The organism is Streptomyces sp. NBC_01267 (assembly GCF_036241575.1).
Classification (GTDB): domain Bacteria; phylum Actinomycetota; class Actinomycetes; order Streptomycetales; family Streptomycetaceae; genus Streptomyces.
Genome location: NZ_CP108455.1, coordinates 672,251 through 690,232, shown reverse-complemented (window position 1 = coordinate 690,232; position 17,982 = coordinate 672,251). Strand labels below are relative to the sequence as shown.

At 70.7% G+C, this 17,982-nt stretch carries 15 protein-coding genes; 10 read left to right on the top strand and 5 right to left on the bottom strand.

What is annotated here, in order from left to right:
* Positions 1-8: 8 nt before the first annotated feature.
* From OG709_RS03285 to OG709_RS03275, 3 genes are read right to left on the bottom strand one after another with little or no spacing between them, the layout of a single operon-like run.
* Entirely contained in the window at positions 9-911 is a 903-nt protein-coding gene (locus tag OG709_RS03285; RefSeq protein WP_250300459.1) for a carbohydrate ABC transporter permease, read from the bottom strand.
* The gene (locus tag OG709_RS03280) at positions 898-1,872 is read right to left on the bottom strand and encodes a carbohydrate ABC transporter permease (RefSeq protein WP_250300457.1); all 975 of its coding nucleotides are present in this window, start codon (positions 1,870-1,872) and stop codon (positions 898-900) included. The genes OG709_RS03285 and OG709_RS03280 overlap by 14 nt, the downstream gene beginning before the upstream one ends.
* Before the next feature lie 12 nt (positions 1,873-1,884).
* Positions 1,885-3,150: an ABC transporter substrate-binding protein gene (locus OG709_RS03275; protein WP_266644331.1), complete on the bottom strand. Its 1,266-nt coding sequence runs from the start codon at positions 3,148-3,150 to the stop codon at positions 1,885-1,887.
* 226 nt (positions 3,151-3,376) lie between these two features.
* On the opposite strand from OG709_RS03275, the gene OG709_RS03270 reads away from it, so the two are divergent.
* Positions 3,377-4,507 (top strand): LacI family DNA-binding transcriptional regulator, encoded by a 1,131-nt coding sequence (locus tag OG709_RS03270; protein WP_250300453.1) that lies wholly within the window; start codon positions 3,377-3,379, stop codon positions 4,505-4,507.
* 15 nt (positions 4,508-4,522) lie between these two features.
* Here the strand turns inward: OG709_RS03270 and OG709_RS03265 are convergent, their stop codons facing one another.
* The gene (locus tag OG709_RS03265) at positions 4,523-6,184 is read right to left on the bottom strand and encodes an IclR family transcriptional regulator domain-containing protein (RefSeq protein ID WP_250300451.1); all 1,662 of its coding nucleotides are present in this window, start codon (positions 6,182-6,184) and stop codon (positions 4,523-4,525) included.
* 139 nt (positions 6,185-6,323) lie between these two features.
* Here OG709_RS03265 and OG709_RS03260 point away from each other — a divergent pair, with 139 nt between their 5' ends.
* From OG709_RS03260 to OG709_RS03225, 8 genes are all read left to right on the top strand, one after another.
* The gene (locus OG709_RS03260) at positions 6,324-7,079 is read left to right on the top strand and encodes a CoA transferase subunit A (RefSeq protein ID WP_250300449.1); all 756 of its coding nucleotides are present in this window, start codon (positions 6,324-6,326) and stop codon (positions 7,077-7,079) included.
* Positions 7,079-7,714, top strand: coding sequence for a CoA transferase subunit B (locus tag OG709_RS03255; RefSeq protein WP_250300447.1), 636 nt, complete (start codon positions 7,079-7,081; stop codon positions 7,712-7,714). Before OG709_RS03260 ends, OG709_RS03255 begins: the two co-directional genes overlap by 1 nt.
* A 182-nt stretch (positions 7,715-7,896) precedes the next feature.
* Entirely contained in the window at positions 7,897-8,628 is a 732-nt protein-coding gene (gene pcaH / locus OG709_RS03250) for a protocatechuate 3,4-dioxygenase subunit beta (protein WP_250300445.1), read from the top strand.
* The gene (pcaG, locus tag OG709_RS03245) at positions 8,625-9,200 is read left to right on the top strand and encodes a protocatechuate 3,4-dioxygenase subunit alpha (protein WP_250300444.1); all 576 of its coding nucleotides are present in this window, start codon (positions 8,625-8,627) and stop codon (positions 9,198-9,200) included. The genes pcaH and pcaG overlap by 4 nt, the downstream gene beginning before the upstream one ends.
* On the top strand, positions 9,187-10,698 hold the full coding sequence (gene pcaB, locus OG709_RS03240; protein ID WP_329164728.1) for a 3-carboxy-cis,cis-muconate cycloisomerase: 1,512 nt from the start codon (positions 9,187-9,189) through the stop codon (positions 10,696-10,698). The genes pcaG and pcaB overlap by 14 nt, the downstream gene beginning before the upstream one ends.
* Positions 10,695-11,873, top strand: a complete 1,179-nt coding sequence (gene pcaDC, locus OG709_RS03235; RefSeq protein WP_250300442.1) for a bifunctional 3-oxoadipate enol-lactonase/4-carboxymuconolactone decarboxylase PcaDC — start codon at positions 10,695-10,697, stop codon at positions 11,871-11,873. The genes pcaB and pcaDC overlap by 4 nt, the downstream gene beginning before the upstream one ends.
* Complete coding sequence (locus tag OG709_RS03230) at positions 11,870-13,081, top strand: 4-hydroxybenzoate 3-monooxygenase (RefSeq protein WP_250300440.1); 1,212 nt, start codon at positions 11,870-11,872, stop codon at positions 13,079-13,081. The genes pcaDC and OG709_RS03230 overlap by 4 nt, the downstream gene beginning before the upstream one ends.
* A gap of 140 nt (positions 13,082-13,221) precedes the next feature.
* A complete protein-coding gene (locus OG709_RS03225) occupies positions 13,222-13,989 on the top strand; it encodes a class I SAM-dependent methyltransferase (protein WP_250300438.1) in 768 nt (255 codons plus the stop codon).
* A gap of 75 nt (positions 13,990-14,064) precedes the next feature.
* Here the strand turns inward: OG709_RS03225 and OG709_RS03220 are convergent, their stop codons facing one another.
* Positions 14,065-15,774 carry a chitinase gene (locus OG709_RS03220; RefSeq protein ID WP_266644344.1) on the bottom strand — a complete coding sequence of 570 codons (1,710 nt, stop codon included), beginning with the start codon at positions 15,772-15,774 and terminating at the stop codon, positions 14,065-14,067.
* A gap of 310 nt (positions 15,775-16,084) precedes the next feature.
* Here OG709_RS03220 and OG709_RS03215 point away from each other — a divergent pair, with 310 nt between their 5' ends.
* Positions 16,085-17,836, top strand: a complete 1,752-nt coding sequence (locus OG709_RS03215; RefSeq protein WP_329164723.1) for a glycosyl hydrolase family 18 protein — start codon at positions 16,085-16,087, stop codon at positions 17,834-17,836.
* Positions 17,837-17,982: the final 146 nt, after the last annotated feature.

Below are 17,982 nucleotides of genomic sequence, written 5' to 3'. Positions count from 1 at the left end.
GGAGCCGGTCACTTGAGACCGGCGGTGGCGAAGCCCTGCACGAAGTAGCGCTGGCCGATGAGGAAGAGAACGACCATGGGAAGGGTGGCCAGGGTGGTGCCGGCCATCAGGAACTGCCACTGGGTGCCGTTCTCCGTCTTGAAGACGGAGAGCCCCACCTGGATCACCCGGAGGTTGTCGCTGCGGGTCACCAGCAGTGGCCAGAGGAAGTTGTTCCACGACGCCTCGAAGGTCAGCAGCGCCACCGTGGTGAGGGCGGGTTTGACCTGCGGGGTCATGATCTGGGCGTAGATGCGGAACTCGCTCAGCCCGTCGAGCCTGGCCGCCTCCTCCAGCTCCACCGGCAGGTCCAGGTAGAACTGCCGGAAGAGGAAGACGGCGAACGGGGTGACGGCGCCCGGGACGATCAGCGCCCACCAGGTGTCCAGCCAGCCGCTGCCGCCCTGGCCGAAGAGGTCGTTCCCGCCGGCCAGCGGCATGAAGCGGACGATCAGGAACTCCGGCAGCACCTTGGTGTACGTCGGGATCATCAGCGCGGCGACGAAGAGGTAGAAGATCGTCTCGCTGCCGCGGAACCTGATGCGCGCCAGGGCGTACCCGGCCATCGACGCGACCACCACATTGAGCAGGGTGTGGCTGAACGCGATGATGAAACTGTTCCGGGCGTACGTGGCGAACGGCGCGGCCTTCAGCGCGTCCGCGTAATTGCTGAACTGCCAGTGTTCCGGCAGCAGTCCGGCATGCTGCGAGGCGATCTCCACCGGGCTCTTCAGCGAGGTGAGCACCATCCAGACGAACGGCACCACCATCAGCAGCGAGATCGCGCTCAGCGTCGCGTAGAGCGCGATCCGGCGGGCCGGGACCGGCCTCCGGGCCCGCGCCTTCGGCTTGCGGAGCTCAACTGTGGCCACGGGTGCCTCCCATGATCCGCCGGTTGACCAGGGTGAAGCCCATCAGTAGGACGAAGAGCACCAGCGACTGGGCGCTGGCGTATCCGACGCGGAACTCCCGGAAGGCGGACTTGTAGATCTCGTACGTCATCATCGTGGTGCTGTTGGCCGGACCGCCGTCGGTCAGGACGTAGATCTGGTCGAAGGCCTGGAACGCGTTGATCATCGACGTGATCAGCACGAAGAACGTCGCGGGTTTCAGCAGCGGCAGGGTGATCGAGAAGAACTGCCGCACCCTGGACGCGCCGTCCACCGACGCCGCCTCGTACAGCTCCTTCGGCAGGGACTGGAGCGCGGCCAGATAGATGAGCATCTTCATGCCGATGCCCTGCCAGATGCCGACCAGGATGACCGAGGGCATGGCCCAGGCCGTCGAGGACAGCCAGGCCGGACCGTTGATCCCGACGAGCGAGAGCAGGGTGTTGAAGAGGCCGTTGTCCGGCTTGTAGATCCACAGCCAGACCAGCGCGATGGCCACCGTGGCCGTCACCTGCGGCAGGAAGACCGCGGTGCGGAAGATGCCGCGGGCCTTGAGCCCGGTGTGCAGGGCCAGGGCCATCAGCAGCCCCAGCACCATGCCGAACGGCACGGTGAAGAAGGTGTAGACGACGGTGTTGACGATGGACTTGCGGAAGACCGCGTCGCCCAGCATCTCCCGGAAGTTCTGCAGGCCCACGAACTGCGGTGCGGTCAGCACGTCGTACTTCGTGAAGGCCAGCACCACCGAGGCGAGGACCGGCAGACCGATCCAGAGTGAGGCGTGCAGCAGCGCGGGCGCCACCATCAGCATTCCGGCGCGGCGCCGGCGGCGGCCCGGCCCCGTCGGGGGGCGGCGGGCGCGCCGGGTGCGCCGGGGCGCGGTGTCGTCGGGCGGGGAAGGCGGCCGGGTGGGCCGTGCCTTCAGTACGGACGTTGCTCCCACAGTGACGCGTCCTTACATCCGGCCGATGGCGGCTTCGGCGAGCCGGCCGAGTTCCGCGATGGCGTCCTTCGCGGACTGGCCGCCCACGATGGCGGGTTCCAGCGTCGGCTTGATCTTTTCCCGGATCTCCATCCAGGCCGCGGTGCCGCCCTCCGAACAGGCGGAGCCCATGTTCTTCAGCGAGATGTCGACGAACTTGTTCTCCTTGGCGTAACCGGAGTCGTCGAGATCGCTGAGTCCGGGCACCGAGCCGCGCTGTTCGGCGGCGCCGAGGACCGAATCGGGGGTCGCGAGGTACTCGACGAGGGCGCGTGCCGCCGCCGGGTGCTTGGAACTGGCGGACTGGGTGACGAGGGTGCCGCCCTGGAGCATCGCGGGCCTGCGGTTGGCGAGAATGAACGCGCCGACCTTGTCCTCCTTGATGAGCTCCGGATTCTGGACCTCCAGCTGGTGCCACAGCCCGCTGGTCGTCATCATCATCGACGCCTTGCCGGTCTGGATGTTCGTAGGGGCGCCGAGATCCGTCTTCTTCGTGTAGTCCGCGGAACCGTCGGCGCTCAGGTCCTTGAAGAACTGCAGCGCCTCTACCCCGCGGGCGTCGGTGAACCGCACCTTCTTGCCGTCCGCGCTGAACAGCGAGCCGCCGTTCGCGTACAGGAACGCCTCCCAGCACTGCCGCAGTTCGATGGAGAACGGGTCGAAACCGATTCGCCCGTGCCCCGTCAACTGCTTCGCCACCGCGCGGAGTTCCTGCCAGTTGGCCGGAGTCTTCCGGATTCCGGCCGCCTCGAAGTGGTCCTTGCGGAAGACGACGATCCGGGTGTCGAGGACGACCGGCAGGGCGTACAGCTTGCCGTCGTAGCGGGACGGCTCCAGGACCCGCTTCTGGTAGTCGTGCGCGGTGGCCAGCTCCTCCGGGAGCGGGGCGATCGCCTTCTTGGCGGCGAACGGGGGGATCCAGCCGACACCCATCATCATGACGTCGGGCAGCAACCCGCCCGCGAGGCCGGTGGTGATCTTCTCGTTGAGCTGGGTGTACGTGGTGTAGTCCACGTTGACCTTGACGCGCGGGTGCTTCTTGCGGAACCCGCCGAGGATCTCCTGCTCCAGGAGCTTCTTGCCGTCGGATCCTTCGTAGATCGGGGTGAGGAGGGTGATCTCGCCCTCGGCGGGGCCGTCGGCCGAGCCGGCCGTGGTGCTGCCGGCGCCGCATCCGGTGAGGGCGACGGCGGTCCCCGCGCCGATGACAGTGAGCATCGATCGTCTGCTGAGTTCCATGGGGCACCCCTTTTGAGGTGAAGGCGATGGATCGATCCAGTCATTGCACCCCAGAGATGGCTGGGAAGTGCTTGTAAATCGATGCACTGAGAGTAGGAACGTCTCCGGAGGGACGTCAACAGCTGGTACGCAAGAATCTTTCAGGGAAGTTAACGGATGTATCGGTGAAGAGAGTTCAGTAAATCGGTACACTGAGTTCGCTAGTGCGGTCCGAACCGGAGGTGGCATGAGCCAGGTAACGATCCATCAGGTCGCGGAGGCCGCAGGGGTCTCCGCAAGTACGGTCTCCAACGTCCTCAACGGGCGTACGGACCGTATGCAGGCCACGACGCTCGCCCGCGTGGAGCAGGCGATAGAACGGCTCAGCTACCGGCCCAACCGCGCGGCCCGCATGCTGCGCACCGGCCGGATCAAGGTCATCGGCCTCATCGTGCCGTCGGTCGCCAACCCCTTCTGGGGTTCACTCGCCCGCGAGTTGGAGGCCATCGCCCTCGCCGACGGGTACCACGTACTGCTCTGCAACAGCGAGCGTGATCCCGCGCGTGAGCTGAAGTACGGGGAGGAACTGCTCGCGGACGGGGTGAGCGGTGTGGTGCTCTGCTCCTCGCTGCCCACGCTCGACCACGTGACTCCGCTGCTCAGCCGCGGCCTCAAGATGGTCGCGTTCGACCGCACCGCGCAGGCGGGCGACCCGCCCTCGCTGGCCAGTATCAGCGTGGACAACGCGATGGGCGCCGAACTGGCGACCCGTCACCTGATCGAACTCGGCCATCGCAGGCTGGCGTTCGTCTCGGGCTCCGTGCACAGCGTCAACCGCCGCGAACGGCTGCGCGGCTTCCACGCCGCGCTGGAGGCGGCCGGGCTCGACCCCGGGGACGCCGTGGTGTGGCCGGGAGCCGTCACCACGGAGTTCGGGGACAAGGACGCCGCCGAGCTGGGCCGGAACGCCGCCCGGGAACTCCTCACCGGGGACCGTCCGCCCACCGCGTTCGTCGCCATCAACGACATGTGCGCGATCGGCATCTGCCGGGGGGCGAAGGACGCGGGCCGCAGGGCCGGACACGACATCTCGGTGGTCGGCTTCGACGACATCCTGCTCGCCGACCTCTTCGAACCGCCGCTCACCACGGTCCGTCAGCCACTGCCCGAGATGGCGGCCGAGACCTTCCAGCAACTGCGTGCCTGCATCGAGTCGGCGCCCGCGGCCGGACGGTCCCTGCTCATCCGGCCGCGCCTGGTGGTCCGGGAGTCCACCGCTGCCGCACCCCGTACGCCGGAACCAGGTCCTGTCCGGCCGGTCTTCGCCGACAGCCCGGCGGAGGCTGCCCTGCCGTCCACCGCCGGAGGTTCCCGCTGACCGGCCGATCGCTGGTCAGTCGATCCGCAGTGGCTGCCGGTCGGAGACCAGGGCGACATCGCCGGTGATCCGGGCGCCGCACTCCCGCAGGGCGGGCAGGATGCCGGTACGTGCTGCGTCCGCCGAGGTGCGCCCGGCGTGCAGGGAGACGTTCACCGCGGCGATCACCGAGCCGTTCCGGTCCCGCACCGGTACCGCGAGCGACCGCAGCCCCTCCTCCAACTCCTGGTCGACCATGGCATATCCGGATTCCTCCGTGGTGTCCAGGACGGCGCGGACGGCGTCGGCGCCGGTGAGTGTGTGCGGTGTCAGCGGGCGCAGTCCGGCGCTGCCGAGCCGGGCGGCTCGCTCAGTGGGGGGCAGCCCGGCGAGCAGTACCCGGCCCATCGACGTGGCGTACGCGGGGAAGCGGGTGCCGACCGTGATGTTCACGCTCATGATGCGCCCGGCGGCGACGCGCGCCACGTAACGGATGTCGTCACCGTCCAGGACCGCCACCGATGCCGACTCGTGGACCTGTGCCACCAGGGCGGCCAGGTGCGGCTGGGCGAGCTCGCCGAGGGTGAGCCCGGACAGGACGGAATAGCCGAGTTCGAGCACCCGCGGGGTGGGGGAGAAGAGCCCGTCGGCCGACTCGGCGTACCCCTTCTGCTGCAGTGTCAGCAGCGAACGCCGGGCGGTGGCACGGGAAAGCGCAGTGGTACGGGCGACCGCGGCGAGCGGCAGCCCGCCCTCGGTGGAGCCCAGGGCCGCGAGCACCGAGAGGCCCCGGGCGAGCGACTGGAGGTACGCGGGCCCCAGCTCCTCCTTCGGGTCCCGTGAGGCGTCACGGTCCGGGACGTCCGGGGCCGGGCTCCGCGGGGTGTGCGCCGCGAGCGCCGCCGTCATGGCCCGCGCCGTGTGCCGCATCCGGTCCAGCGCGAAGCCGCGCAGCGAGTCGGCGGAGTGACGGCTGGTGTGGCTGACCACGCTCAGCGCGCACACCGTACGACCGGTGGCGTCGGCGACCGGTACGGCCAGCGCCACCAGGCCCGGCTCGACCAGTTGATCGTCCACGGACCAGCCGCGCTCCCGTGTGAGCGCCGCACGCCGCACGAGCCCCGCCTCGGTGGCGCGGACATCCGTGCCGGCCGGCAGCGGGACCGCGAACGCCGTACCGCCCCCGTCGTCGCGCCGCTCGCGCCAGACCGTGTACTGCTCGGGCCCCCAGTCCGCCGCGAACAGTGCGCCCGGGGCGCAGGATTCGGCCGGGAGCGCGTCACCGGTCCGGAAACTCACGGACAGGGTGCGTCTGCGGGTGGCCTGCGTGACGAAGCGGACCGCGTCCACGTCCGGCACCGCGAGCGAGACGGATTCGTCGAGGGCGTCGGCCAACTGCTCGGCGAGCGGCCCGAGTACGTCCGCCAGGGGGGCCGCGCGCAGGTAGGCGCCGCCCAGTTCCATCGAGCGCGGGGCGAGCGCCAGGTCCCGGCCGTCGGCCCGCAGGTGTCCCAGATGTACGAGCGTGGTCGCGATGCGGTCGACGGGCGAACGGGCCAGGCCGGTGGCGCGGGCCAGTTCGCTGGCGCTCAGCCGCCCGCCCGGCGCCGCGGCGAGCGTGCGCAACACGGTGAGGCCCCGCTCCAGCGGGCCCGCGGGGGCCTCGTCGGCGGCGTCGGTGGTGCTGATCTGCGGCATCGGTCTCCTCCTCGTGCTCGGAACGGTACCGGTCGGGCCGGTCGGCACGCGCACCGTTGACAACCGGGCCGGTACGGGCGGAGACTCGCCGACACAATTTGAACAATAGTTCATCAGGCGAACGCGATCGGACGGACGGATGGACAAGACAGTTCCCACGGCTGCTGAGGCGGTCGCCGGCATCGGCGACGGATCCTCGCTGGCCGTGGGCGGCTTCGGCCTCAGCGGAGTGCCCGATGTGCTGATAGCCGCCCTCCACCGGCAGGGCGCGCGCGGGCTGAGCGTGGTGTCCAACAACTGCGGCGTGGACGGCGGTGGGCTGGGCATCCTGCTGGCGGCCGGACGGATCGTCAGGGTCACCGGCAGCTATGTCGGCGAGAACAAGGAGTTCGCCCGCCGCTACCTGGGCGGCGAACTCGAACTGGAACTCACCCCGCAGGGCACCCTCGCCGAGCGGCTCCGCGCGGGCGGCGCCGGTATTCCGGCCTTCTTCACGCCCGCGGGCGTCGGCACCCCGGTCGCCGAGGGCGGACTGCCCTGGCGCTACGCCCCGGACGGCACGGTGGCGCTGGGCTCCCCCGCCAAGGAAGTACGCGAGTTCGACGGCGCCGAGTACGTCCTGGAGCGTGCGATCACCACGGACTTCGCCCTGGTCCGCGCCGCGCGGGGCGACCGGCACGGGAATCTCGTCTTCCGCCGGGCGGCCCGCAACTTCAACCCGCTGGCCGCGATGGCCGGGCGGATCACCGTCGCCGAGGTGGAGCAACTGGTCGAGCCCGGCGAGCTGGACCCGGACGAGATCCACGTACCGGGGGTGTTCGTGCAGCACGTACTCGAACTGACCCCGCAGCAGGCGGCGGACAAGGGAATCGAGAAGAAGAAGGTGCGCGGCTGATGGCCTGGTCCAGGGACGAGATGGCGGCCCGCGCCGCCGGTGAACTGCCGGACGGCAGTTACGCGAACCTCGGCATCGGTCTGCCGACACTGATCCCCAGCTTCCTGCCCGACGGCGTGGACGTGGTGTTCCAGTCCGAGAACGGGATCCTCGGCGTCGGCCCGTACCCGACCGAGGCGGAGGTGGACCCCGATCTGGTCAACGCGGGCAAGGAGACGGTCACCGTCGTACCGGGCGCCTCCTTCTTCGACTCCGCGCTCTCCTTCGGCATGATCCGCGGCGGTCACATCGATGTCGCGGTGCTCGGTGCCATGCAGGTGTCCGCCCGCGGCGACCTGGCCAACTGGATGATTCCCGGAAAAATGGTCAAGGGCATGGGCGGCGCGATGGACCTGGTGCACGGCGCCCGCCGGGTCGTCGTGCTGATGGAGCACAACGCCAGGGACGGCAGCCCCAAACTCCTGGAGGAGTGCACCCTGCCGCTCACCGGCAGAGCGTGCGTGCACCGGATCATCACCGACCTCGGCGTACTGGACGTCACGGCGGACGGCCTGCTGCTGGTGGAGACCGCCCCCGGCGTGAGCCCGCGGGAACTGCGCGACCGCACCGCGGCGAAGGTCCTTCAGGCACCGTGACCGCCCCGGCCATGTGGCCGACCCGTACCCCTGCTTCCACGTGGCCGACCCGTACCCGCGCTTCCACACGGCGCACCGGTCCCGCCGTTCCCACGCGGTCCACCGGTACTCCCGTTCCCACGCGGCATACCACCGCTTCCGCACGACACACCCCTACCGCCGTTCCCACGAGGAGAGCTCGGATGACCGAACAAGCAACCGTCGACGCGGAGATGGCGGCCGTCGTCCCCGACGGCCGGGCACACCCGGCCCGCGACTACGCCCCGTACCGCAGCACCGCCCTGCGCCACCCCCGGCAGTCGCTGGTGGTGGTCGAGGACCCGGAAGCCGTCGAACTGACCGGACCCGTCTTCGGCGTCACCGACGTCACGGACCTGGACGCGGACCTGACCCGGCAGCACACCGGCGAGCCGCTCGGCGAGCGGATCACCGTCACCGGCCGCGTCGTCGACCGTGACAACAGGCCCGTACGCGGGCAGCTCGTGGAGATGTGGCAGGCCAACTCCTCCGGTCGCTACGCCCATCTGCGCGACCAGCACCCCGCCCCGCTCGACCCCAACTTCACCGGTGTGGGGCGGTGCCTGACGGACCAGCAGGGCAACTACAGCTTCACCACCGTCAAGCCGGGCGCGTATCCGTGGCGCAACCACCTCAACGCCTGGCGGCCCGCCCACATCCACTTCTCCCTCTTCGGAACCGCCTTCACCCAGCGTCTGGTCACCCAGATGTACTTCCCCGGCGATCCGCTGTTCCGCTACGACCCGATCTTCCAGTCCGTGACCGACCCGGCAGCCCGCGACCGCCTGGTCGCCGAGTACGTCCACGACCTGTCCCGGTCCGAGTGGTCCCTCGGCTACCGCTTCGACATCGTGCTCGACGGCCCGCAGGCGACCTGGACGGAGGACGCACAGTGACCGTCCCGCCCCTTCCCACCCCCTCGCAGACCGTGGGCCCCTTCTACGGATACGCCCTCCCCTTCACCGGCGGCGGCGAGATCGCACCGGCCGGCCACCCCGACGCGGTCACCGTGCACGGCCGGGTCCTCGACGGCGACGGCAGCCCCGTGCCCGACGCGCTGCTCGACTTCTGGCAGGCCGCCCCCGACGGCTCCCGCACCGGCGCCCCCGGCTCGCTGCGCCGCGATCCGGTGACCGGCGCGGTACTGGGCCGCCACGGCGTGGACTTCACCGGCTTCGGCCGCGTCGCCACCGACGCCGACGGCCACTGGGCGCTCCGCACCCTGCTGCCGCGCCACGACACCCCGTACCTGTCCATCTGCGTCTTCGCCCGCGGACTGCTGCACCACCTCTACACCCGTGCCTATCTGCCCGTGCCCGGGTACGAGCCGGACGCGCTGCTCGTCTCGCTCCCCGCCGAGCGGCGCGCCACGCTGGTGGCCGACGAGGAGCGCAGCGGGGTCTACGGTTTCGACATCAGGCTCCAGGGGGGAACCACCGAGGAGACGGTCTTCCTTGACTTCCACTGACTCCGGCACCCTCCCCGGCCCCTCCGACGTCGGACTGCTGGGCCCCGGCTGGGCCGGTTCGCCGGTCGAGGAAGCGACCGGCGACCAGGCGTTCCTCCAGGGCATGCTGGACGCCGAGGCGGCGCTGACGCGCGCGCAGGCAGCCCTCGGCCTGGTCCCCGCCGAGGCCGCCGACGCGGTCGGCCGGGCGGCGCGGGCCGCAGATTTCGACCTGCGGGCGCTGGCGGTGAGCGCCCGCGCGGGCGGCAACCCGGTGATTCCGCTGATCGCCGCACTCACCCGCGCGGTACCCGAGCGGTACGCGGCCCACGTCCACCGCGGGGCCACCAGCCAGGACATCCTCGACACGGCGGCCATGCTGGTCGCCCACCGGGCGAGAGTGCTGATCACGGCGGATCTGGACCGCGCGGCGGAAGCACTCGCCCGGCTGGCGGCCGAACACCGCGCCACTCCGATGCCCGGCCGGACCCTGACGCAGCAGGCCGTCCCCACCACCTTCGGCCTCAAGGCCGCAGGCTGGCGCGAGCTGGTACTCGACGCCCGCGACCGGCTCGGCGCCGTCCCACTCCCCGCCCAACTGGGCGGTGCCGCCGGGACATTGGCGGCCTTCGGGGAGCACGCCCTGCCGCTCGCCGCGCGCTTCGCCGCGGAGTGCGGCCTCGCCGAGCCCGTGCTGCCGTGGCACGTGCTGCGCACGCCCGTGGCTGAGCTGGGCGGCGCGCTGGCACTGACCGGCGGGGGGCTCGGCAAGATCGCCGCCGATGTGCTGGTGCTGTCGCGTACGGAGATCGCCGAAGTGGCCGAGGGCTCGGGCGGCGGCTCGTCCGCGATGCCGCACAAGGCCAACCCGGTGCGCGCCACCCTCATCGCTGCCGCCGCACGCCAACTCCCCTCCCTGGCAGCTGTGTTGTACGGATCGATGGTGGCTGAGGACGAACGCCCGGCAGGGGCCTGGCACGCCGAGTGGCAGCCCCTGCGCCAGGCACTGCGGCTGGCCGGGGGAGCGGCACGGGACGCGGTCGAACTCGCCGCCGGGCTGCGGGTCGCACGGCGCACGATGCGCGAGCATCTCGATCTGACCTCGGGCCTGATCGTCTCCGAGCGGCTGGTCGCCGCATTCGAACCGCTGGTGGGACGAGGCGAAGCGCGGCGACTGCTGACCCGCGCCTCGCGCCGGGCCGCCGCCGGGGCGCTACCGCTGGCAGAGGCGCTCGCCGGTGAACCCGCACTCGCCGGGTCGCTCTCCGGAGCGCAGCTGAAGGAACTGCTCGACCCCACCGGCCATCTCGGCGCGGCCACCGCGCTGACGGACCGCGCCCTGCGGCACCGACGCACCGCCCCGCCCGGAGCCACCGCACCCACGCGGGCCGCAGCTGCGCACACCGCACCCACGCGGGCCGCACCCACGCGGGCCGCACCCACGCCCGCCGCACCCCCGCACACGTACGACGCCACATCCGTACCCGACGATGTCACCCCAGAGGACCACCGCTCATGACCCCTCTCCTGCACCACCGGGCCGACGGATCCGCCGACGCGCCCGCGCTGCTCCTCGGCCCCTCGCTCGGCACCTCACTCGCGCTGTGGGACGCGCAGGTGCCCGCGCTGGCCCGGCACCATCACGTCGTCCGCTGGGATCTGCCCGGTCATGGCGGCACCCCGGTGGATGCCCTGCCCACCTCCGGCACCACGACCGTCGCCGATCTGGCCGGGCTCGTGCTCGCCCTGGCCGACAGCCTCCGCATCGACAGGTTCGCCTACGCGGGTGTGTCCCTGGGCGGCGCGGTCGGCGCCTGGCTCGCCGTGCACCATCCCGCACGGGTCACCTCGCTGGCCCTCGTCTGCTCCTCGGCGCGCTTCGGCGAACCAGCCGGCTGGCACGAGCGCGCCGCCGAGGTACGCGCCCACGGCACCGAAGCCGTCGCATCCGGCGCCGCCACCCGCTGGTTCACCCCGGCCTTCGCCGGAACACCCACCGCGAACGCCCTGGTCGACGACCTACGGGCCACCGCCCCCGCCGGATACGCGGCCTGCTGCGACGCCCTCGCCGCGTTCGATCTGCGGGGAACGCTGGCCCGGATCGAGGCGCCCACCCTCGTCGTCGCCGGACGCGACGACCCGGCCACCCCGGTCGCGCACGCCAGGGAACTGGCCGACGGCATCCCCGGCGCCGCACTCGTCGAAATCCCGGAAGCGTCCCATCTCGCCGCCGCCGAGCAACCCGACCGGGTACTCGCCGCACTGAACGGGCACCTGGGCGGAGCCCCGGGCGGGCAGCCGGCCGACGACGGGCGGGCGGCCGTCCGCGCCGCAGGGACGGAAGTACGCGGGGCCGTGCTCGGCGCCGCGCACGTGGCACGGGCGTCCGCCGCCACCAGCGCGTTCACCGCCCCGTTCCAGGACCTGATCACCCGCTACGCCTGGGGCGAGATCTGGACCCGCCCCGGCCTCGACCGCCGTACGCGCAGCTGCATCACCCTCACCGCGCTGATCGCCCGCGGACACCACGACGAACTCGCCCTGCACATCCGCGCCGCGCGCCGCAACGGACTCACCCACGAGGAGATCCAGGAAGTGCTGCTCCAGTCGGCCGTGTACTGCGGTGTACCCGCGGCCAACACCGCGTTCGCGATCGCGGACCGGATCCTGCAGGAAGAGGAGAACGACCGATGACCGGCACCACCACCCGTTCCGCCCGGACCACCGGCCGTACGACCGTCGGCATAGTCGGCGCCGGGCCGGCCGGGCTGCTGCTCGCCCGGCTGCTGCACCAGGCCGGTGTGGAGTGCGTGGTCCTGGAGAGCCGCGACCGGGCCTACGCCGAACAGCGCCAGCGCGCCGGGATCCTGGAACAGGGCACGGTGGACGCGCTGCGCGCCTGCGGCGCGGCGGACCGGCTGGACCGTGAGGGACTCGCCCACGACGGCATCGAGCTGCGCTGGGGCGGACGCGGTCACCGCATCGACCTTCCCGCCCTGACCGGCGGTCGGAAGGTCTGGGTGTACGCGCAGACCGAGGTGGTCAAGGACCTGATAGCCCTCCAGCTCGCCGACGGCCCCGAGCTGCTCTTCGAGGCCACGGTCACCGCGGTCACCGGAGCGGACACCGACCGGCCCGTCATCCACTACACCCACCAGGGCCGCGATTCCACGCTGGCCTGTGACTACGTGGTCGGCTGCGACGGATTCCACGGGGTGACCCGCACCGCCGTCCCGGAAGAACACCGGCGTAGCTACGAGCGGGTGTACCCCTACTCCTGGCTCGGCATCCTCGCCGATGTGCCCCCGTCCGTCGACGAGTTGGTGTACGCCCATTCGGAGCGGGGATTCGCCCTGCACAGCATGCGCTCGGAGACCGTCAGCAGGCTCTACCTCCAGGTACCCAACGGAACGGACCCGGCGCAGTGGTCCGACGAACGGATCTGGGACGAACTCGACGCCCGCTTCGCCGTCGCCGGTGACTGGAAGCTGCGGCGCGGCCCCATCACCTCGAAATCGGTGGTGCCCCTGCGCAGCCAGGTGACCGAACCGATGCGCTGGGGCCGGATACTGCTGGCCGGAGACGCCGCTCACATCGTGCCGCCGACCGGTGCCAAGGGACTCAACCTGGCGGTTTCCGACGTCGTCGTCCTCGCCCGTGCCTTCGCCCGGCTGCAGAGCACGGGGAACGACGATCTTCTCGACGCCTATTCGGACACCTGCCTGCGTCGCGTCTGGCGTGCCGAGCACTTCTCCTGGTTCATGACCACCACCTTGCACGTCGATCCGGAACAGGACGAGTTCACCACCCGGCTGCAGGTCTCGCAGCTGGACAGAATCGCCGGGTCCGGCCACGCCGCAGCCGAACTGGCGGAGAACTACGCGGGGTTGCCCATCGGCTGACCGGCTGCGGGGATCGTCTCGGTGCCGGAGTGCGGCCTGCCGGTGGCGGGAGGCCACACTCCGCCTACGTAGTCTGTGGACAAGGAGACCCACCCGGCGCGGACCGCTGGTGTGGAGCCGAGTCCGAAGGTGGTAGCTGGATGTTCGCGCAGGCCAAGGCAGTGCTCTTCGGTGACCGGGGACCGCTCGCGCCGAAGGGCCCCACCTTTCGTGAGCTGACCGTGCAGGCGCTCTCGTCGATCGAGCACGGCTACGACCTGCTGGCGCCGAAGTTCGACGTGACCCCCTTCCGTACCCCCGACCGCCTCCTCGACGCGGTCACCGGGACCCTGCGGCCCCTCGGCCCGTTCACGGCGGGTGTCGACGTCTGCTGCGGCACCGGGGCAGGGATGCGGGTGCTGCGCCCGCTGTGTACGGAGCGGATCACCGGAGTGGATTTCAGCGCCGGCATGCTGGCCGCGGCCCGGCAGAACGACGCGGGCGCACCACCGCCCTCCGCGGAGTGGGTACGGGCCGACGCCCGCGCCCTTCCCTTCGACGAGGCCTTCGACCTGGCGGTGAGCTTCGGGGCGTTCGGGCACTTCCTGCCCGCCGAACGGCCCGGCCTCTTCGCCGGGGTGCACCGCGCGCTGCGCCCCGGCGGGGTCTTCGCCTTCCCCGTCGGCGCACCGCAGACCCTCCGCGATCCGCTGTACTGGACGCTGCTCGGCTTCGACGCGGTGATGCGCGTACGCAATCTCGTGTGGCGGCCACCGTTCGTCATGTACTACCGGACCTTCCCGCTGGGCGGGGTACGGGAGGACCTGACCGGGGCGGGGTTCTCCGTACGGCTGCTGCCGCTGGAGGAGTTCGGCCGCCGCGCCGACGGGAGCCCGAACTGGCGGCTCGTGGTCGCGCGCAAGGAATGACCGGCCGAAGCAGCGCCACCGGGGGAGCGGTGGCGCTGCTTCGCGTCTGCGGAGGACGTACCAGGAACTACGGAACTACGGCAGCGCGTGGACGTGCGGTCCGACCGCACGTGACCAGGCGTTGCCCGATGTGGCGTCCCAGTTGGTCGACCAGGTCATGGCGCCACGCAGTCCCGGGTAGGTCTTCGAGGGCTTGAACGAGCCGCAGCCCGTTCCCTTGGTGAGACAGTCCAGCGCGTTGTTGACGACGCTCGGTGACACGTAGCCGCTGCCTGCCGCGCTGCTGGAGGCGGGTACGCCCAGGCCGACCTGTGAGGGGTCGAGGCCGCCTTGCAGCTGGATGCAGGCGAGTGCGGTGAGGAAGTCCACGGTGCCCTGGGAGTAGACGTTGCCGTCGCAGCCGAGCATCGAACCGCTGTTGTAGTACTGCATGTTGACGACGGTGAGGATGTTCTTGATGTTGAGTGCGGTCTTGAAGTACTCGTTGGATGTGGACTGCATGTCGATGGTCTGCGGGGCCATGGTGATGACGAGGCCCGAGCCGGCCTTTGCCGAGAGGGACTTCAGCGCCTGTGACATGTAGGTGGAGTTGACGCCGTTCTCCAGGTCGATGTCGACGCCGTTGAATCCGTACTCCTGCATCAGTGTGTACACGGAGTTGGCGAAGTTGGTGGCCGAGGTGGAGTCGGAGACCGAGATGGTGCCGTTCTGGCCGCCGATGGAGATGATGACGGATTTACCGGCGGCCTGTTTTGCCTTGATGTCGGCTTTGAACTGGTCGGTGGTGTAGCCGCCGAGTCCGGCCGAGTCCAGGGTGAAGGAGACGGCGCCGGGTGTGGAGGTCGCGTCGGCGAAGGCGACCGCGATGATGTCGTAGTCCGCGGGTACGTCGCTGAGCTTCTGGACGGCCGCGCCGTTGTTGAAGTTCTGCCAGTAGCCCGTCACCGCGTGCTTGGGTACGGAACCCCCGCCGGTCCCGCCGCCGCTGTCCGCGGAGGTCTGCCCGGTGACGGCCGCGGACTTCGCGGACTCGCCCGCGGAGTTGGTCGCCGTGACCTGGAACTGGTACGAGGTGCTGGCCGACAGCCCGGACACCGTGGCCGAGGCGCCGGTCGACGACTGGATCTTGGACCCGTCCCGGTAGACGTTGTAGCCGGTCGCACCGGACGACGGGCTCCAGGAGAGATCCACCGAGGACTTGGTGACGGACCCGACCTGCAGCCCGCCGGGCGCGGCCGGGACCGTCGGTGTGGGATCGCCGCCCCCGCCGCCGTCCGGACCGAGCACGGTGAGGTCGTCCGCGTAGTAGGCCGGCTGTCCGTACCAGCCGTGGGTGTAGACCGTGACGGACGTGGTCGACGCGCCGGTCCTGAAGCTGGTGGACAGCTGGCTCCACGAGGACGCGCCGGGCGTCCAGGTGGAGACGTCGGTGGTACCGGTACCGCTCGCGCCGAGGTAGACGTAGCTGCCCTGCACCCAACTGCTCAGTGTGTATGTCGAATTGGGCTGCACGGCCACGGTCTGCGTGCACTGCGCGGTGTCCTGCCCGGACGGAGTGGCCTGGAGTGCCGCGCTCCCGCTGTGCACGGGCGAGGAAACGACGGCCCCGCTCCCTGCGGAACAGGTCCAGTTGGACAGGCCGGACTCGAAACCCCCGTTCTTGGCGACGTCGATGTCAGCGGCCTGCGCGGTGCCGGTCAGACCGGCGACCGACAGGGCGGCGGCTGCGATGACGGCCAGCGCGCCGCCGAGCCAGGATCTTCGGGCGAGTGGTGCACGGTCCACGAGGGGCCTCCGGGGGTGAGGTCGGGTGTCGGAAGTGGAGCTGCTCGGACGGTGGCCACCGCTGGAGCTAAAAGGTGGTCCAGACCAATAGGGTTGTCAATACTCCGGGCACCCCGGGTCCGGGAATGGTGACGCGGGGGAGGTCGAGCGGGGCCTTTCCTCGAACCTGATGGACCGTCAATCGAGCGCGTGGCGAACGGTGTCGCAAGGCAAACACTCCGAAATGAAGTGGCCTGGACCCTTGACGCGCTTATGGTCCAGACCAATCATGGGCCCGATCCGTCCGTTGTCCCACCTACTGGGAGCCCCCATGAGACGTAAGAGATCTGCACGCGCCCTGCTGACCACCCTGGCGACCGCCGCGGCATCCGCGGGCATGGTCGTGCTGGGCGGCGGCGCGGCGCACGCTGCCGCGGCCCCCCTGCCCGCCCACGTCTTCGCCCCGTACTTCGAGGCGTACAACGGCGACAGCCTCGCGGACCTGTCACAGCAGTCCGGCGCCAAGTACCTGACCATGGCCTTCCTCCAGACCGAGGCGCGCGGCTCCTGCACCCCGTACTGGAACGGCGACACCGGCCAGCCCGTCTCCTCCTCGGTGTACGGCTCGGACATCACCACCATGCGGTCGCGCGGCGGCGATGTGATCCCGTCCTTCGGTGGCTACGCGGCGGACAACGGCAGCACCGAGATAGCCGACAGCTGCACCGATGTGGATTCCATCGCCGCGGCGTACGAGAAGGTCATCACCACCTACGACGTGTCCCGCCTGGACATGGACATCGAGGACAACTCGCTGACCAACAAGGCGGGCATCGACCGCCGTAACCAGGCGATCAAGAAGGTGCAGGACTGGGCAGCCGCCAACGGCCGTACGGTCCAGATCTCCTACACCCTGCCCACCACCACGAGCGGGCTCGCGAGCAGCGGACTCGCCGTCCTGAAGAGCGCGAACACCTACGGCGCCAAGGTCGATGTCGTCAACCTCATGACGTTCGACTACTACGACAACGCTTCGCACAACATGGCGACCGACACCCAGACCGCGACCACCGGACTGGAGGGGCAGCTGGCCTCGCTCTACCCGACGAAGACCGCGGCACAGCTCTGGGGGATGATCGGCGTCATCGAGATGCCGGGCATCGACGACTTCGGCGCCGCCGAGACCTTCACCACGGCCGACGCCACCTCCGTCTACAACTGGGCCACGTCCAAGGGGATCAACACCCTGTCCTTCTGGGCGCTCCAGCGTGACAACGGCGGCTGTCCCGGCACGGGCGGCTCGGACACCTGCTCGGGCATCGCGCAGGACCCGTGGTACTTCAGCCACACCTTCGAGCCCTTCACCGGCGGCGGCGCTCCGGCGACCGACGACTTCTCGCTCTCCGCGGCGCCCGGCTCGGCGTCCGTGGACCCGGGCGGGACGACCACCTCGACCGTGAGCACCGCGGTCACCTCCGGCGCCGCGCAGTCCGTGACGCTGAAGGCCACCGGCGCACCTGCCGGGGTGACGGCGGCGCTCAGCCCCGCATCGGTCACCGCGGGCGGCACGTCGAAGCTCACGGTCAGTGCCTCGGCGACGGCCGCACCCGGTACGTACCCGATCACGATCACCGGCACCGCGGGCTCGGTCAGCCACTCCAGCACCTTCACGCTGACCGTGTCCGGGCCCGGCGGCAGTACCGGATCGCTGGTGAACGGCAACTTCGAGAGCGGTTCGCTGTCACCGTGGACCTGTGAGAGCGGCGCCTCGGTGGTCGCCACCCCGGCCCACGGCGGCACCCACGCGGTGAAGACGGCCCCCTCCGCCTCCCAGCTCGGCGAGTGCGCGCAGACCCTCACCCTCGCACCCAACAAGGCCTACACGCTGAGCGGTTGGGTCCAGGGCGACTACGCCTACCTGGGCGTACGGGGCGGGGCGACCGGCAGTGCCTGGACCAGCTCCAGCGGCTGGTCGAAGCTGTCGGTCCCGTTCACCACGGACGCGTCGGGTTCGGTCACCGTGTATCTGCACGGCTGGTACGGACAGGGTTCCGTCTACGGCGACGACCTCTCGGTGTCGTGAGCCGCGACCCGGGGCCCGCCCCGAACTGAGCCGGCAACCGGCCCGACCGGTGCCGCGACGTCGCGCGCGTGCGACGCCCCGGCACCGGTCGGGCCACCCCAGCGGCGGGGCACCCGTCGAACACGTCGGCGAGCCTGGAGGATGAG

Excerpts from the sequence above, each read along its gene's own strand:
- OG709_RS03275 (WP_266644331.1), bottom strand. The coding sequence starts at position 3,150 with ATGGAACTCAGCAGACGATCGATGCTCACTGTCATCGGCGCGGGGACC.
- OG709_RS03270 (WP_250300453.1), top strand. The coding sequence starts at position 3,377 with ATGAGCCAGGTAACGATCCATCAGGTCGCGGAGGCCGCAGGGGTCTCC.
- OG709_RS03265 (WP_250300451.1), bottom strand. The coding sequence starts at position 6,184 with ATGCCGCAGATCAGCACCACCGACGCCGCCGACGAGGCCCCCGCGGGC.
- OG709_RS03260 (WP_250300449.1), top strand. The coding sequence starts at position 6,324 with ATGGACAAGACAGTTCCCACGGCTGCTGAGGCGGTCGCCGGCATCGGC.
- OG709_RS03255 (WP_250300447.1), top strand. The coding sequence starts at position 7,079 with ATGGCCTGGTCCAGGGACGAGATGGCGGCCCGCGCCGCCGGTGAACTG.
- pcaH (WP_250300445.1), top strand. The coding sequence starts at position 7,897 with ATGACCGAACAAGCAACCGTCGACGCGGAGATGGCGGCCGTCGTCCCC.
- pcaDC (WP_250300442.1), top strand. The coding sequence starts at position 10,695 with ATGACCCCTCTCCTGCACCACCGGGCCGACGGATCCGCCGACGCGCCC.
- OG709_RS03230 (WP_250300440.1), top strand. The coding sequence starts at position 11,870 with ATGACCGGCACCACCACCCGTTCCGCCCGGACCACCGGCCGTACGACC.
- OG709_RS03225 (WP_250300438.1), top strand. The coding sequence starts at position 13,222 with ATGTTCGCGCAGGCCAAGGCAGTGCTCTTCGGTGACCGGGGACCGCTC.
- OG709_RS03215 (WP_329164723.1), top strand. The coding sequence starts at position 16,085 with ATGAGACGTAAGAGATCTGCACGCGCCCTGCTGACCACCCTGGCGACC.